Annotated in this window: 13 protein-coding genes; 8 read left to right on the forward strand and 5 right to left on the reverse strand. The window is 65.0% G+C overall.

All coding sequences use genetic code 11. The features are described from left to right. Positions 1–8 precede the first annotated feature (8 nt). Positions 9–530, reverse strand: a complete 522-nt coding sequence (gene fabA, locus IVA96_RS24785) for a bifunctional 3-hydroxydecanoyl-ACP dehydratase/trans-2-decenoyl-ACP isomerase (RefSeq protein WP_247276493.1) — start codon at positions 528–530, stop codon at positions 9–11. A gap of 352 nt (positions 531–882) precedes the next feature. Between fabA and irrA the strand changes: the two genes are divergently transcribed. Continuing rightward, positions 883–1374, forward strand: a complete 492-nt coding sequence (gene irrA / locus IVA96_RS24790; RefSeq protein ID WP_247276494.1) for an iron response transcriptional regulator IrrA — start codon at positions 883–885, stop codon at positions 1372–1374. A gap of 90 nt (positions 1375–1464) precedes the next feature. Here irrA and IVA96_RS24795 read toward each other — a convergent pair whose 3' ends face one another. Then, positions 1465–1995 carry an SH3 domain-containing protein gene (locus tag IVA96_RS24795; RefSeq protein ID WP_247276495.1) on the reverse strand — a complete coding sequence of 177 codons (531 nt, stop codon included), beginning with the start codon at positions 1993–1995 and terminating at the stop codon, positions 1465–1467. Between the two features lie 339 nt (positions 1996–2334). On the opposite strand from IVA96_RS24795, the gene IVA96_RS24800 reads away from it, so the two are divergent. Then, positions 2335–3336 (forward strand): D-glycerate dehydrogenase, encoded by a 1002-nt coding sequence (locus IVA96_RS24800; protein ID WP_247419807.1) that lies wholly within the window; start codon positions 2335–2337, stop codon positions 3334–3336. Here IVA96_RS24800 and IVA96_RS24805 read toward each other — a convergent pair. After that, the gene (locus IVA96_RS24805; RefSeq protein WP_247419809.1) at positions 3333–4244 is read right to left on the reverse strand and encodes a LysR family transcriptional regulator; all 912 of its coding nucleotides are present in this window, start codon (positions 4242–4244) and stop codon (positions 3333–3335) included. The genes IVA96_RS24800 and IVA96_RS24805 overlap by 4 nt on opposite strands. Positions 4245–4365: 121 nt before the next feature. Between IVA96_RS24805 and IVA96_RS24810 the strand changes: the two genes are divergently transcribed. Then, positions 4366–5373 (forward strand): aldo/keto reductase, encoded by a 1008-nt coding sequence (locus IVA96_RS24810; RefSeq protein WP_247419812.1) that lies wholly within the window; start codon positions 4366–4368, stop codon positions 5371–5373. 6 nt (positions 5374–5379) lie between these two features. Here the strand turns inward: IVA96_RS24810 and moeB are convergent, their stop codons facing one another. After that, positions 5380–6183: a molybdopterin-synthase adenylyltransferase MoeB gene (moeB, locus tag IVA96_RS24815; protein WP_247276499.1), complete on the reverse strand. Its 804-nt coding sequence runs from the start codon at positions 6181–6183 to the stop codon at positions 5380–5382. A gap of 249 nt (positions 6184–6432) precedes the next feature. Between moeB and IVA96_RS24820 the strand changes: the two genes are divergently transcribed. After that, a complete protein-coding gene (locus IVA96_RS24820; protein WP_247419815.1) occupies positions 6433–7791 on the forward strand; it encodes a serine protease in 1359 nt (452 codons plus the stop codon). 138 nt (positions 7792–7929) lie between these two features. Here the strand turns inward: IVA96_RS24820 and mutM are convergent, their stop codons facing one another. Next, a complete protein-coding gene (mutM, locus tag IVA96_RS24825; RefSeq protein WP_247276501.1) occupies positions 7930–8811 on the reverse strand; it encodes a bifunctional DNA-formamidopyrimidine glycosylase/DNA-(apurinic or apyrimidinic site) lyase in 882 nt (293 codons plus the stop codon). A gap of 80 nt (positions 8812–8891) precedes the next feature. On the opposite strand from mutM, the gene ubiE reads away from it, so the two are divergent. The 4 genes from ubiE to dut are packed head-to-tail and all read left to right on the forward strand — an operon-like array spanning position 8892 to position 13190. Beyond that, positions 8892–9653 carry a bifunctional demethylmenaquinone methyltransferase/2-methoxy-6-polyprenyl-1,4-benzoquinol methylase UbiE gene (ubiE, locus tag IVA96_RS24830; RefSeq protein WP_247276502.1) on the forward strand — a complete coding sequence of 254 codons (762 nt, stop codon included), beginning with the start codon at positions 8892–8894 and terminating at the stop codon, positions 9651–9653. After that, positions 9650–11224: a 2-polyprenylphenol 6-hydroxylase gene (ubiB, locus tag IVA96_RS24835; protein ID WP_247276503.1), complete on the forward strand. Its 1575-nt coding sequence runs from the start codon at positions 9650–9652 to the stop codon at positions 11222–11224. Before ubiE ends, ubiB begins: the two co-directional genes overlap by 4 nt. A 56-nt stretch (positions 11225–11280) precedes the next feature. Next, complete coding sequence (gene coaBC, locus IVA96_RS24840; RefSeq protein WP_247419818.1) at positions 11281–12735, forward strand: bifunctional phosphopantothenoylcysteine decarboxylase/phosphopantothenate--cysteine ligase CoaBC; 1455 nt, start codon at positions 11281–11283, stop codon at positions 12733–12735. Continuing rightward, a complete protein-coding gene (gene dut / locus IVA96_RS24845; RefSeq protein WP_247276505.1) occupies positions 12732–13190 on the forward strand; it encodes a dUTP diphosphatase in 459 nt (152 codons plus the stop codon). Before coaBC ends, dut begins: the two co-directional genes overlap by 4 nt. Positions 13191–13215 lie beyond the last annotated feature (25 nt).

Genomic DNA, 13215 nt, shown 5'->3' on the forward strand with positions numbered 1-13215 from the left:
TGATGCGCTCAGCCCAGGCTCGTGCCCTGCTTGAACAGGCCGACCTTCAGATCCTTGGCGCGATAAATAATCTGGTCATCGACCGAAAGCCACCCGTCGGCGATACCGAGCACGAGCTTTGCGCGCATCACGCGTTTGATATCGACGTTGTACACAACCTTGCGCGCGTCGGTCAGCACCTGGCCGCCGAACTTCAGCTCGCTGAGGCCGAGCGCGCGGCCGCGACCTTCGCCGCCGCTCCAGCCGAGATAAAAGCCGACCATCTGCCACAGCGCATCAAGGCCGAGGCAGCCGGGCATCACCGGATCGTTCTTGAAGTGGCAGCCGAAGAACCAGAGGTCGGGCTTCACGTCGAGTTCGGCGCGCACTAGACCCTTGCCGAACTCCCCGCCATTGTCGGTAATTTCCGTAATGCGGTCGAACATCAGCATCGGCGGCAGCGGCAACTGGGCATTGCCCGGGCCGAACATTTCGCCGCGGGCACACGCCAGCAGATCTTCGTATTCGTAACCGTTGCGCCTGTTCAGCATGCACGAGCCTCTGTTCTAATCCCGATTGAGCGGCGTTTTTTGGCGAAAATGGGCCCCGTCTCGGTCGGAGAGCAACGCCAATTGCCATCGTCAGGGGCACCTCCCGCAAGCCCGGATGGACTGCGGACCGGGCCACCATGCTTGGCTGCGCCAAATCGGCTAGGCGGAACCGCGCGCTCTCTAACACAGGCCATTTCGAGTGGCAAAGCGCGTCTATGAAGGTAAAATGACCGGCGCTTCGCGCGGTTCCAAGTTTGATTAGAACCTCTCTACTTGCGAGAAACTTGCACCTGCATCTTTCTGTCCTTATATTGCAGAGACATATAGTTCACGCGTGCCCGAAATCTGGATAATGAGCGAGAATACCGCGCCCCCTCACGACGACGACGTCCATTCCGCAGCCCTCTTGTCCGGCCGCCAGCCGGCCCTGACCGGTTGCCCGTGGCACGACGTCAACGAAATGCTCCAGTCCGCCGGGCTCCGTCCGACGCGCCAGCGCATGGCGCTCGGCTGGCTCCTGTTCGGCAAGGGTGCGCGCCACCTCACGGCTGAAATGCTCTACGAGGAAGCGACGTTGGCCAAGGTTCCGGTGTCGCTGGCGACCGTCTACAACACGCTGAACCAGCTCACCGATGCCGGCCTGCTCCGTCAGGTCAGCGTCGACGGCACCAAGACCTATTTCGACACCAACGTCACCACCCACCACCACTATTACCTCGAGAACAGCCATGAGCTGGTGGATATCGAGGATCCGCATCTGGCGCTGTCCAAGATGCCCGAGGTGCCCGAGGGTTACGAGATCTCGCGCATCGACATGGTCGTGCGCCTGCGCAAGAAGCGCTGAGATTTGCTGAGATAAATCTGAGATCGTCGTGGCCGGGCTTGTCCCGGCCATTTTTCGTTTGCCCAGCCGTCCTGGACGACGCCTGCGGCGTCAATTCACCTGCTCGTCCGAGTACACGCCCCAGAGGCGCTCCTGCTGGATCCAGCCGTCAAAGCCGCTGCCGGTGACGTGACACCAGCCTGCGCTGCACTTCTTCACTTGCGTGACGACGCCGGCCTGGAGCTTGGCTGCGACCGCGCTGTCGGGATCGGGACGGTCGTAGATCGGCGCGAGGTCGTCCTTGTGCTTCATGGTGACGACCGCGGTACGGCGGCCCGACAGCAGCGAGTGATAGACCCAGCCCTCGGCGCCTTCGGAATCACGCACCCGGCGCCAGTTCTCGAATTCAGCAGTGATTTCCACCGGCAGGCCGGCGCGGGTATAGACCCAGGCCACGTCATTGTCCTTGGTCGGGCCGGCGCGAACGTTGACGTGATCCGACTTGAGGCTGACATAGCGCGGCACCGGCAGTCCGCTGGCGGTCTGGGGGGTGGTGTCCTTCGCCGAATGCGAGGGGCTGACCGAGGCGCTCAACCAGGTGCAAACGAGCGCCATCACCGAACAAAAACGCCCCAACGCCATCAACCCGTCTCCTGTCGAAGACCCGCCCGAGGCGGGTCCTCACCCCAAAATCCAAAACCCTGCCGCGTCAGCCCCTGTCCCGCCCCACGCGGGTGTTCCCCAGAACGAGGTCCGCAAGCCCTGACCCGTGGTTCTTGTCTTGGCCCGGCCTTCTGCTAGAGAGGACGGACGCTTGAACAACCAGTTTGCCCCGATTTTCCGGCCGGAAATATCGGGAGAGCTTGAAGGAAACGCCGGGGACGACACGGCTAGGGCAGTGTCGAACAACCGGGTTAATGAGGCCTCAACGGCCAGCTTTTGGTGACAGAGGCGGGCTGCGACGCCTCATGAGGGCAGGACATGTCGGTGAAGAAAAAGCCCCTCGTCGTTGTGACGCGCAAGCTGCCGGACTCGGTCGAGACGCGCATGCGCGAGCTGTTCGACGCGCGGATCAATCTCGACGATACGCCGATGTCGGCCGAGCAGATCGCGGAAGCCGCGCGCACCGCCGACGTGCTGGTTCCGACCGTGACCGACCACATCAGTGCCGATGTCATCAATCAGCCAGACTGCAAGCTCCGCCTGATCGCCAATTTCGGCAATGGCGTGGACAATATCGACGTCGAAGCCGCGCATGCCCGCGGCATCACCGTCACCAACACGCCAAAAGTTCTGACCGAAGACACCGCCGATATGACCATGGCGCTGATCCTCGCCGTACCCAGGCGGATGATAGAAGGCGCTTCGATCCTGACGGAAGGAAAGCCCTGGGCAGGCTGGTCGCCGACCTGGATGCTCGGCCATCGCATCGGGGGAAAACGGCTCGGCATCATCGGCATGGGCCGCATCGGCCAGGCGGTGGCGCGCCGCGCCCGCGCCTTCGGCCTGCAGATCCACTATCACAACCGCCGCCCGGTCGCGCCGAAGATCGCCGAGGAACTGGGCGCGACCTATTGGGAGAGCCTCGACCAGATGCTGGCGCGGATGGATATCATCTCGGTGAACTGTCCGCACACGCCGGCGACCTATCATTTGCTCTCGGCGCGGCGACTGAAGCTGATCCGGAAAGACGCCTACATCGTCAACACCGCTCGCGGCGAAGTGACCGACGAGGACACGCTGATCAAGCTGATCGAAGGCGGCGAGATCGGCGGCGCCGGCCTCGACGTCTACGAGCATGAGCCCGCGGTCAACCCAAAACTGGTGCGGCTCGCCAAGGCGGGCAAGGTGACACTGATGCCGCATATGGGCTCCGCCACCATCGAAGGCCGCGTCGAGATGGGCGAGAAGGTCATCATCAACATCCGCACCTTCCTGGATGCCCACAAGCCGCCGGATCGCGTGCTGCCGAGCATGCTCTAGGATCGATCCGTCTTGCGCTTCCGCCAACCTGCGACGTAATCGATGAAGGCCCGCAGCGCCGGCGGCACTTGGCGGCGGCTCGGATAGTACAGGAACGGTCCGGGAAACGGCTCGCACCAGTCCTCCATGAGGCTGACCAGCGCGCCGGACTTCACGGCGTCATGGACGTAGCCATCGAGCGTTGCCCAGATGCCGGCGCCGTCGAGTACAGCGCGCATGGAAAGATTCATATTGGTCGAAATCAGCTTGGCCGGCGGATCCACCTTCACGATTTGGCCAGCCTTCTCGAATTCCCAATCGTGCATGACGCCGCTTGAGTAGCGTGCGCGGATGCAATCATGGTCGAGCAGGTCCCTCGGATGTTTCGGCCTGCCGCGGCGCGCGACGTAGTCGGGCGATGCGACGACAATATAGCGCTGCGAGCCGCTTAGCGGAATCGCCACCATGTCCTGCGCGAGATGTTCGCCATAGCGCACGCCGGCATCGTAGCCGGCGCTGACGATGTCGACGAAACCGCTCTCGGAGACGATGTCGAGATCGATTTGCGGATATGCTGCGAGGAACGGCCCCGCCATCGGCGCCAGCACGAGGTCGACCGCCGGCGGCGGCGCATTGATACGCAGGCGGCCCGAGGCGACCTCGCGCAGGCCCCGCACCAGATCCAAGGCATCGCCGACGTCGCGCAAGGCCGGTGCGACGCGCGATAGCAGCAGTTCGCCCGCCTCGGTCAGCGCGACACTGCGGGTGGTGCGGTTCATCAGGCGGACGCCGAGGCGCTCCTCCAGGTCCCGTAGTCGCTGGCTAAGGCTCGACACCGACACGCGAATATCCTGCGCCGCACGCCGGAAATTGCGGGTGCGGGCGACCGCCACGAAGACATCGAGATCGCGCAGGTCAGGCTCGGCCATTATTCGCTAGAATGAACAAGCTATTCTGGATTGTCCAGCTTATCGGGACAATGGACCAGGGGCATATCTGGCCTCGTCACGCGGCGCACTCAGCCTGCCGCATCTTTCGAGGAGAGCCATCATGGAACAGCGCAAACTCGGTTCAACCGGCCCCATCGTTTCCGCCTTTGGGCTCGGCTGTATGGGCATGTCAGAGGTCTACGGCCCCGCCGATCGCGGCGAGGCCATCGCCACGGTCCATGCGGCACTCGATGCCGGCATCACGCTGCTGGATACCGGCGACTTCTACGCGATGGGCCACAACGAGATGTTGGTCCGCGAGGCGCTGAAGGATACTTCGCGCGACAAGGTCCAGATCAGCGTCAAATTCGGCGCGCTGCGCGGCCCGGCCGGCGAATTCGCCGGCATGGATTGCCGCCCCATAGCGATCAAGAATTTCCTGGCCTATTCGCTGCAACGTCTCGGCACCGAGTATATCGACATCTACCGCCCGGCCCGGCTCGATCCGAACGTACCGATCGAGGAGACGATCGGCGGCCTCGCCGAACTGGTGAAGGCCGGCTACATCAGGCATATCGGCCTGTCCGAGGTCGGCTCCGACACCATCCGCCGCGCGCATGCCGTGCACCCGATCGCCGATCTCCAGATCGAATACTCGCTGATCGAGCGCGGCATCGAACGCGATATCCTCAAGACCTGCCGCGAGCTCGGCATTGGCATCACGGCCTATGGCGTGCTGGCGCGTGGACTGATCAGCGGCCATTGGACGAAGGACAGCGGCAAGGCCGGCAAGGACTACCGGCTGATGACACCACGTTTCCAGGGCGCGAACCTCGACGCCAATCTCGCGCTGGTGGAGCAGCTTCGCGCGGTCGCGAACGACATCCGCGCAACGCCGGCACTGGTTGCGATCGCCTGGGTGGCGGCGCAGGGCCAGGAGATCGTACCGCTGGTCGGCGCGAGAACCCGCACCCGTCTGGCCGAAGCACTCGGCGCAACCAAGGTGACGCTGACACAGGCTCATCTCGCAGCGCTGGCAAAGGCATTTCCGCCGGATGTCGCCGCCGGCACGCGCTATGCGGCCGAACAGATGGCGCATCTCGACAGCGAGAAGCCGGCCACGCGGTAGCGGCGATCAGGTGCGATGAGCGCTGAGATCAGTGATGACGGGCCCATCGCCGTTGAGCGGATTGGCGGGATCGCGCCCATAGCGCAGCGTTTCGAAGCGCATCGCGCGCGCATCGATCATCAGGAGGCGGCCGATGAGGCCGTCGCCAAAGCCGACGATCTCGCGGATCGCCTCCAGCGCCATCATCGAGCCGAGCACGCCCGCCAGCGCCCCCATGACGCCGGCCTCCGCACAGGCCGGCACCGTGCCAGGCGGCGGCGCCTCGGGAAACAGGCAGCGATAGGTCGGATTGAATTCGCCCTGCTCGTTCATCTCATGTGCACGGATGGTGGTGAGCGAGCCGTCAAAGGTTCCGAGCGCCGCGGTGATCAGCGGCCGCTTTGCAAAGAAGCAGGCGTCCGAGACCAGATAGCGCGTTGAGAAATTATCGGAGCCGTCGAGCACGAGATCGTAATCGCCGATCAGGCCGAGTGCATTGTCGGCGTTGAGCCAGGTGGCGTGGCCGACGAACCGGACATGTGGATTGAGTGCCGCGATCCGCTCGGCCGCGCTTTCGACCTTGTGCCGGCCGATGTCGGGCGTCGTATGGATCACCTGTCGCTGGAGGTTGGACAGCGACACCACGTCGTCATCGACCACGCCGAGCGTGCCCACGCCGGCGGCGGCCAGATACATCAAGGCGGGCGCGCCGAGCCCGCCGGCGCCGATCACCAGCACCGAGGCCCGCTTCAGCGCAGCCTGTCCGGGACCGCCGACGTCGCGCAGCACGATATGACGGGCATAGCGTTCGAGTTCGTCCGGGCTCAGCATCGTCGTACGCCTCTCTACACCCTCGCTATCGACCCTCGCGGTGCGGAGCGCGGAACGCGCTCTCCGGACGATGCTTCGCATCGCCCGGCGAACCATGAAGGCCCGGATCTCGCCTGCGGCCATCCTTCGAGACGCCGCTTGCGCGGCTCCTTCAGGATGAGCGGCACCGTCTGAACCACCGCGAGATTGTTCGCGACCAACGAGATGTGCTTCAATGACATGGCGTTCAATGGGCTGGCTGGATTTGTCATGAGATCGATGCTTGCGGCAACACTGATGTTTGCGGCCGCCACAGGCGCGAACGCCCAGATGACGGCGCCACAGGTCCCCGGTACCAAGCCGAAGACGGTCCAGACCGTACCGACCCGGCCTCCCGCGATGCAGACTCCGCCGGCCACAATGGATGCCATGGCAAGAGCTGAGCGGCTGGCGCTTCAGTCAGACCTCGCCTGGGTCGGCCAGTATAATGGCGCCATCACCGGCGACGCCAGTGAGCGCATGGTCAATGCCATCAAGGAGTACCGGAAGGCCAAGGGCAGCAAGCCGACCGGCGTGCTCAATGCGCAGGAGCGCGCCGCGCTGGCTGAGGCGGCACGAAAGAAACAGGAGAGCGTCGGCTGGAAGATCGTGACCGAGCCGACCACCGGCGCCCGGCTCGGCATCCCCGGCAAGCTGGTGCCGCAGCAGGCGAGCGACGCCAGCGGCGCGAAATGGACTTCCCCGACCGGCACGGTTCAGGTGCTGCTCAGCCGCCGCCAGGAGGTGAATCCGACATCGGCGAGGCTCGCCGATCTGGAGAAGGAGCCGTCTGGGCGCAAGGTCGATTACACTGTGGTGAAGCCCGACTTCTTCGTGCTGTCGGGATTGCAGGGTCTGAAGAAGTTCTACGTCCGCGGCACCTTCAAAGGCGACGAGGTTCGCACCATGACGATCCTCTACGACCAGGCAGCCGAGAACGTTGTCGAGCCGGTCGTGATCGCGATGTCGAGCGCCTTCAATGCGTTTCCGTCGGGGCCGCAAGCCGCGCCGCCGCCGCGCAAGACCGTCGACTACGGCACCGGAATTGTCGTCAGCGATGATGGCGCGATCGTCGCCGACCGCCTCGTCACCGATGGCTGTCTCACCATCACGATCGGCGGCTATGGCAGTGCCGACCGTCTCGCCGAGGACAAGGAGCACGATCTGGCGCTCCTGCACGTCTACGGCGCACGCGGCCTGAAGCCGCTCAGCCTCGCCGGCGACGCAGCGAAGGCGAGTGCGGATGTCATCGGCATCGCCGATCCACAGAGCCAGGGCGGCGCCACCGGCGTGTCGAGCCTCAAGGCTGCGCTGGCACCGGTGACAAACAGCAATTCCGCGCTGTCGCCTCCGCCGGCGCTCGGCTTCTCCGGCAGCCCGGCCATCGGCGCCGACGGCAGGTTTGCGGGCATCGCGCTGCTGAAGCCGGCGACGGTCGCGGGTCCCGCCACATCGGTGCCGGCGTCACAGGGGGTGATGATCGCCGCCGAGACGGTGCGCGATTTCCTCAAGGCGAACGGTGTTGCGGCGAATGGCACATCGACGGATGCGAAAGCCGCGGTCGTACGCGTGATCTGCGTGCGGAAGTAGGGTGCTGCAAGCATCTCCATTCTCGTGTCCCAGGCGTTGATGGCAGTTGGTGAGACCGATGTAGCCGCGAGCTCCCGACCCTCTCCCGCAAAGCTTGCAGGAGAGGGAGCGCACCACACCTCGATCAGCATGGCCGAGTTATTTCTGACATTTCGGGCACCAGAAGGTCGACCGGCCATTCTGCGTAAACCGCTTGATCGTGCCGCCGCAGCGAGGCATCGTGCATTTCTCGCCTTCGCGGTCGTAGACCTTGAAGGAGTGCTGGAAATAGCCGAGCTCGCCCGAGGTCTGGCGATGGTCCCGCAAGCTCGAGCCCCCGGCCTTGATCGCATCGTTCAGCACGGTGTGGATCGCGCCGACCAGGCGCTTGGCATGGTCCGTCGGCTCACCCTTCTTGGTCGATAGCGTCGCGGCGATCCGGCGCGGCGAAAGGTGCGAGCGATGCAGCGCTTCGCAGACATAGATGTTGCCGAGCCCCGCCACCACACGCTGGTCGAGCAGCGCCGCCTTCAAGCTCGTGGTCTTGCCGGCACAGGACTGCGCCAGCATCGCGGCATCGAACTCGTTGCCGAGCGGCTCGGGACCGAGTCCGCGCAGCAGCGGCTCTTCATCAAGCGCATCGCGCGCGATCACTTTCATGTAACCGAAGCGGCGCGGGTCGTTGAAGACGATGTCGGCGCCGGAGGACATCCGAAACAGCACGTGGTCGTGCGCGGAGTCCTTGGCTCGCGGATAGTGAAACTCGCCAGGCTGCGCGTCGTTGTCCGGTCTGATAACACGAAACGAACCCGACATGCCCAGATGCATCAAGAGCACGTCGCCGGAGGCGAGATCGGCCATGAGATATTTTGCGCGGCGGCCGAGGCCGGTGACGACCTGCCCCTTGAGCCGCGCGACGAAGTCCGGCTGGAACGGAAAGCGCAAATCCGCCCGCCGGGCCTCCGCCTTGAGGATTTTCGCTCCCTCCATGACGGGCTGAAGGCCGCGGCGGACCGTCTCGACTTCGGGCAATTCAGGCATGGTCGGGCATTCACCTTATGAGAGCGGTGTGATAGCGCCATTGCGGCGGGCGCGCTATGGTCCGCCAGTGGAGTAGAGTAATGGATCGGCCGGGCGAAACCACGCATTTTGGCTTCAGGGACGTGCCCTTAGGGGACAAGCAGACGCTGGTGAACGACGTGTTTCACAGCGTGGCCGCGCGCTATGATCTGATGAACGATCTGATGTCCGGTGGCCTGCACCGGGTCTGGAAGGACATCATGATCAACGCGCTCGACCCGCCGAGGAGCGATCGGCCGTTCGCGCTGCTCGATGTCGCCGGCGGCACCGGCGACATCTCGTTCCGCGCCGCCAAGGCGGCAGGCGCTGGCTTCCACGCCACTGTCTGCGACATCAACACCGACATGCTGGCCGTCGGCCGCGAGCGCGCCGCCAAGCGGCATCTCGAGACTCAGGTCGATTTTGTTGAGGGCAACGCCGAAGCACTCGCCTTTGCCGATCGCAGCTTCGACGCATACACGATCGCTTTCGGCATCCGCAACGTGCCGCGGATCGATCTGGCGCTGCGCGAGGCCTATCGGGTGCTGAAGCCGGGCAGCCGCTTCCTATGCCTGGAATTCTCGACCGTCGAAATGCCCGGGCTCGATCGTCTCTATGACTTGTTCTCGTTCAAGGTGATCCCGCCGCTTGGCCGCATGGTCACGGGCGACGCCGAGTCCTACCAGTACCTGGTCGAATCGATCCGCAAGTTTCCAAAGCCCGGCGCCTTCGCCGACATGATCCGCGACGCCGGCTTTTCTCGCGTCAGCTGGCAGACACTCACCGGGGGTATCGTCGCACTGCATTCAGGCTGGCGTTTGTGATCTCTGCCATCACCCACATTTCGCGCCTGATCCGCGCCGCGTTCGTGTTCGCGCGCGAGGGCGTGTTCGGTTCGGTCGATCCGAGCCTGGTGCCGCCGCCCGGGCAACTCGCGCTGAAGCTTGCGCGCCTGATCGAGCGGCGCGGCGTCAAGCACGGCCCGCGAATATCGCGCGCCCTCACCCGAATGGGCCCGGCCTATCTCAAGCTCGGGCAGTTCCTGGCAACGCGCCCCGACGTCGTCGGCGTCATCATCGCGCGCGACCTCGAAAGCCTCCAGGACCGCCTGCCGCCGTTTTCGCAAGCCGAAGCGGAAGCCACGATCACGATATCGCTGGAACGGCCGCTGAAGGATGTGTTTGCAAGCTTCGGCCCGCCGGTCGCGGCCGCCTCGATCGCACAGGTGCATCGCGGCGAGGTCTTGCGGGGCGGCATCCGTAGGCCGGTGGCGATCAAGGTGCTCCGGCCCAATGTCGCCGCACGTTTCCGCCGCGACCTCTCCGACTTTTTCTTCGTCGCGCACAAGGCCGAAGCCTATTCGGCCGAGGCGCGGCGCCTGCGCCTCGTCGAAGTCATCAACACCATGTCGCGCTCGGTCGCGATGGAGATGGACCTCCGGCTCGAAGCCGCCGCGCTGTCGGAGATGGCGGAGAACACGCGCGACGATCCTGATTTTCGCGTGCCGGCCGTCGACTGGGACCGCACCACACACAACGTGCTGACGCTGGAGTGGATCGACGGTATCGCGCTGAACGATCACAAGCGCCTTGCGGAGGCGCAGGTCGACCTGCCCGATCTCGGCCGCAAGGTGATCCAAAGCTTTTTGCGGCACGCGCTGCGCGACGGCTTCTTCCACGCCGACATGCATCCGGGCAATCTGTTCCTGGACGATGCCGGCCGTCTCGTCGCAGTCGATTTCGGCATCATGGGCCGGCTCGGCATGAAGGAGCGGCGCTTCCTCGCCGAGATCCTGCTCGGCTTCATCACCCGCGATTATCGCCGCGTCGCCGAGGTGCATTTCGAGGCCGGCTATGTGCCCGCGCATCATTCGGTCGAGAACTTCGCGCAAGCGATCCGCGCCATCGGTGAGCCGATCCACAACCGCACCGCCGAGGAAATCTCGATGGCGCGGCTGCTGACGCTGCTGCTCGAGGTCACCGGCCTGTTCGACATGACGACGCGGCCCGAGCTGATCCTGCTTCAGAAGACCATGGTCGTGGTCGAGGGGGTGGCGCGGGCTTTCGATCCCAAGCTGGATATCTGGAAGATTGCCGACCCCGTGGTGCGCGAATGGATCGAGCGCAACCTCGGTCCGATCGGCCGGGTCCAGGGCGCGCTGGCGGGCACCGGGGACATTGCGCGGGTGCTGATGCGGCTGCCGGAGATCGCCGAGCGGTCGGTGAAGGTGCTGGAGCAGCTCGAGACCATGACGCGGGACGGCATAAGGCTGTCGCCGGAGAGCATCGCGGCGATGGGCCGCAGCGAGGGCCGCAAGAACCGCTGGCGCACCGTGGCGCTCTGGATCATCGCCGCGACCTTCATCGGCATCCTGATCGCCGTCCGGAATCTATGATTGCACTGCAATCACACGAATGATAGCATCGCGATCATTCCGTGTTGGAGGGCGTCATGGCAAGCCTGACCATCCGCAAGCTCGACGATGCCGTCAAAACCTATCTCCGGCTGCGCTCGGCCAAGAACCGCAGGTCGGTCGAGGAAGAGGTCCGGGTCATCCTGCGGGAGCTGATCGAGGGCCGCGAGGAGCCGCTGACGCCGTTTGCGGTCCCACCTGCGGCATCCTCCTCAGCTCCGACACCACAACGTACCAGCGCCGTTCCCGAAGCCAGCGTCACCCTGATCATCGGCGGCGGTATCGCGGCCTATAAATCGCTCGACCTGATCCGCCGGCTGAAGGAACGCCGCGTCGAGGTTCGCTGCGTGCTGACCAAGGCGGCGCAGCAATTCGTCACGCCGCTGGCGGTGAGCGCGCTGTCGCATGAGCGCGTCTACACCGACCTGTTCGACCCGCAGAGCGAGTTCGACGCCGGCCATATACGGCTGGCGCGCGACTGCGACCTGATCGTGGTGGCGCCGGCAACCGCCGATCTCCTGGCCAAGCTGGCAAACGGTCATGCCGATGATCTCGCCAGCGCCATCCTGCTCGCCACCAATCGCAAGGTGTTGCTGGCGCCGGCGATGAATCCGCTGATGTGGAACAACGCGGCGACACGCCGCAACGTCGCGCAGCTTCAGCGCGACGGTGCGGTGTTGATCGGACCCAATTCCGGCGAGATGGCGGAAGCCGGCGAGGCTGGCATCGGCCGCATGTCGGAAGCCATCGAGATCGCCAATGCCGCCGAGCGGCTGCTGCGGCCGCCGGTGCCGCGCCCGCTCGCCGGCAAGCGCGTGCTCATCACCGCAGGTCCCACGCATGAGCCGATCGATCCGGTGCGCTACATCGCCAACCGCTCCTCCGGCAAGCAGGGCTTTGCCATTGCCGCCGCCGCGCAGGCCGCGGGCGCCGAGGTGATCTTGGTCAGCGGTCCGGTCGACCTCGACGATCCCCAGGGCGTGACGGTGAAGCATGTGGAATCGGCACGGCAGATGCTGGAGCAGGTGCAGGCGGCGCTTCCCGTCGACGTCGCGATCTTCGCCGCCGCGGTCGCCGACTGGCGCGTCGCCAACGAGGGCGAACAGAAGCTGAAGAAGACCTCGGCCGGCATGCCACCGCTTCAGCTCGTCGAAAACCCCGACATTCTCGCCACCATCGCCAAGCTGGCCGACAAGCGCCCGCCGCTGGTGATCGGCTTTGCCGCCGAGACCGAGCATCTCATCGACAACGCCAAATCAAAACTTGCCCGCAAGGGTTGCGACTGGATCGTCGCCAACGACGTCTCGCCGGCCACCGGCGTGATGGGCGGCGATCGCAACACCGTGCACCTGATCAGCCGCAAGAATGGCGCGAAGGACGGCGAGTTTGCAGTTGATTCCTGGCCGGTGATGACCAAGGAACAGGTCGCCATCGAACTGGTCGCGCATGTCGCAAGGACCGTGACCGACAAATCCCGGGAGCCGGCATCTTGAGCACGAAAGTCACGGTCGAACTGCAACGCCTCGCGCATGCCGATGGCCTGCCGCTGCCCGCCTATCAGACCGCCGAGGCCGCCGGCCTCGACCTGATGGCTGCGGTTCCGGACAGCGAGCCCTTGACGCTCGCGCCCGGTCAATATGCGCCGGTACCGACGGGCCTCGCGATCGCCTTGCCGGCCGGGCACGAGGCGCAGGTGCGGCCGCGCTCGGGGCTTGCGGCCAAGCACGGCGTCACCGTGCTGAACTCGCCCGGCACGATCGACGCGGACTATCGCGGCGAGATCAAGGTGATCCTGATCAATCATGGCCAGGCGCCCTTCGTGATCAAGCGCGGCGAGCGCATCGCCCAGATGGTGATCGCGCCCGTGGTGCAGGCCGCGCTGGTTCCCGTGGCGACCTTGTCGACGACCGATCGCGGCGCCGGCGGCTTCGGCTCGACCGGCCGCTAAGGCACGATAGCTCCGGCCGAATCAC

Origin of the sequence: Bradyrhizobium sp. 159 (assembly GCF_023073795.1) — a bacterium.
In the GTDB taxonomy this organism is placed as follows: domain Bacteria; phylum Pseudomonadota; class Alphaproteobacteria; order Rhizobiales; family Xanthobacteraceae; genus Bradyrhizobium.

Excerpts from the sequence above, each read along its gene's own strand:
- fabA (WP_247276493.1), bottom strand. The coding sequence starts at position 530 with ATGCTGAACAGGCGCAACGGTTACGAATACGAAGATCTGCTGGCGTGT.
- irrA (WP_247276494.1), top strand. The coding sequence starts at position 883 with ATGAGCGAGAATACCGCGCCCCCTCACGACGACGACGTCCATTCCGCA.
- IVA96_RS24795 (WP_247276495.1), bottom strand. The coding sequence starts at position 1,995 with ATGGCGTTGGGGCGTTTTTGTTCGGTGATGGCGCTCGTTTGCACCTGG.
- IVA96_RS24800 (WP_247419807.1), top strand. The coding sequence starts at position 2,335 with ATGTCGGTGAAGAAAAAGCCCCTCGTCGTTGTGACGCGCAAGCTGCCG.
- IVA96_RS24805 (WP_247419809.1), bottom strand. The coding sequence starts at position 4,244 with ATGGCCGAGCCTGACCTGCGCGATCTCGATGTCTTCGTGGCGGTCGCC.
- IVA96_RS24810 (WP_247419812.1), top strand. The coding sequence starts at position 4,366 with ATGGAACAGCGCAAACTCGGTTCAACCGGCCCCATCGTTTCCGCCTTT.
- moeB (WP_247276499.1), bottom strand. The coding sequence starts at position 6,183 with ATGCTGAGCCCGGACGAACTCGAACGCTATGCCCGTCATATCGTGCTG.
- IVA96_RS24820 (WP_247419815.1), top strand. The coding sequence starts at position 6,433 with ATGAGATCGATGCTTGCGGCAACACTGATGTTTGCGGCCGCCACAGGC.
- mutM (WP_247276501.1), bottom strand. The coding sequence starts at position 8,811 with ATGCCTGAATTGCCCGAAGTCGAGACGGTCCGCCGCGGCCTTCAGCCC.
- ubiE (WP_247276502.1), top strand. The coding sequence starts at position 8,892 with ATGGATCGGCCGGGCGAAACCACGCATTTTGGCTTCAGGGACGTGCCC.
- coaBC (WP_247419818.1), top strand. The coding sequence starts at position 11,281 with ATGGCAAGCCTGACCATCCGCAAGCTCGACGATGCCGTCAAAACCTAT.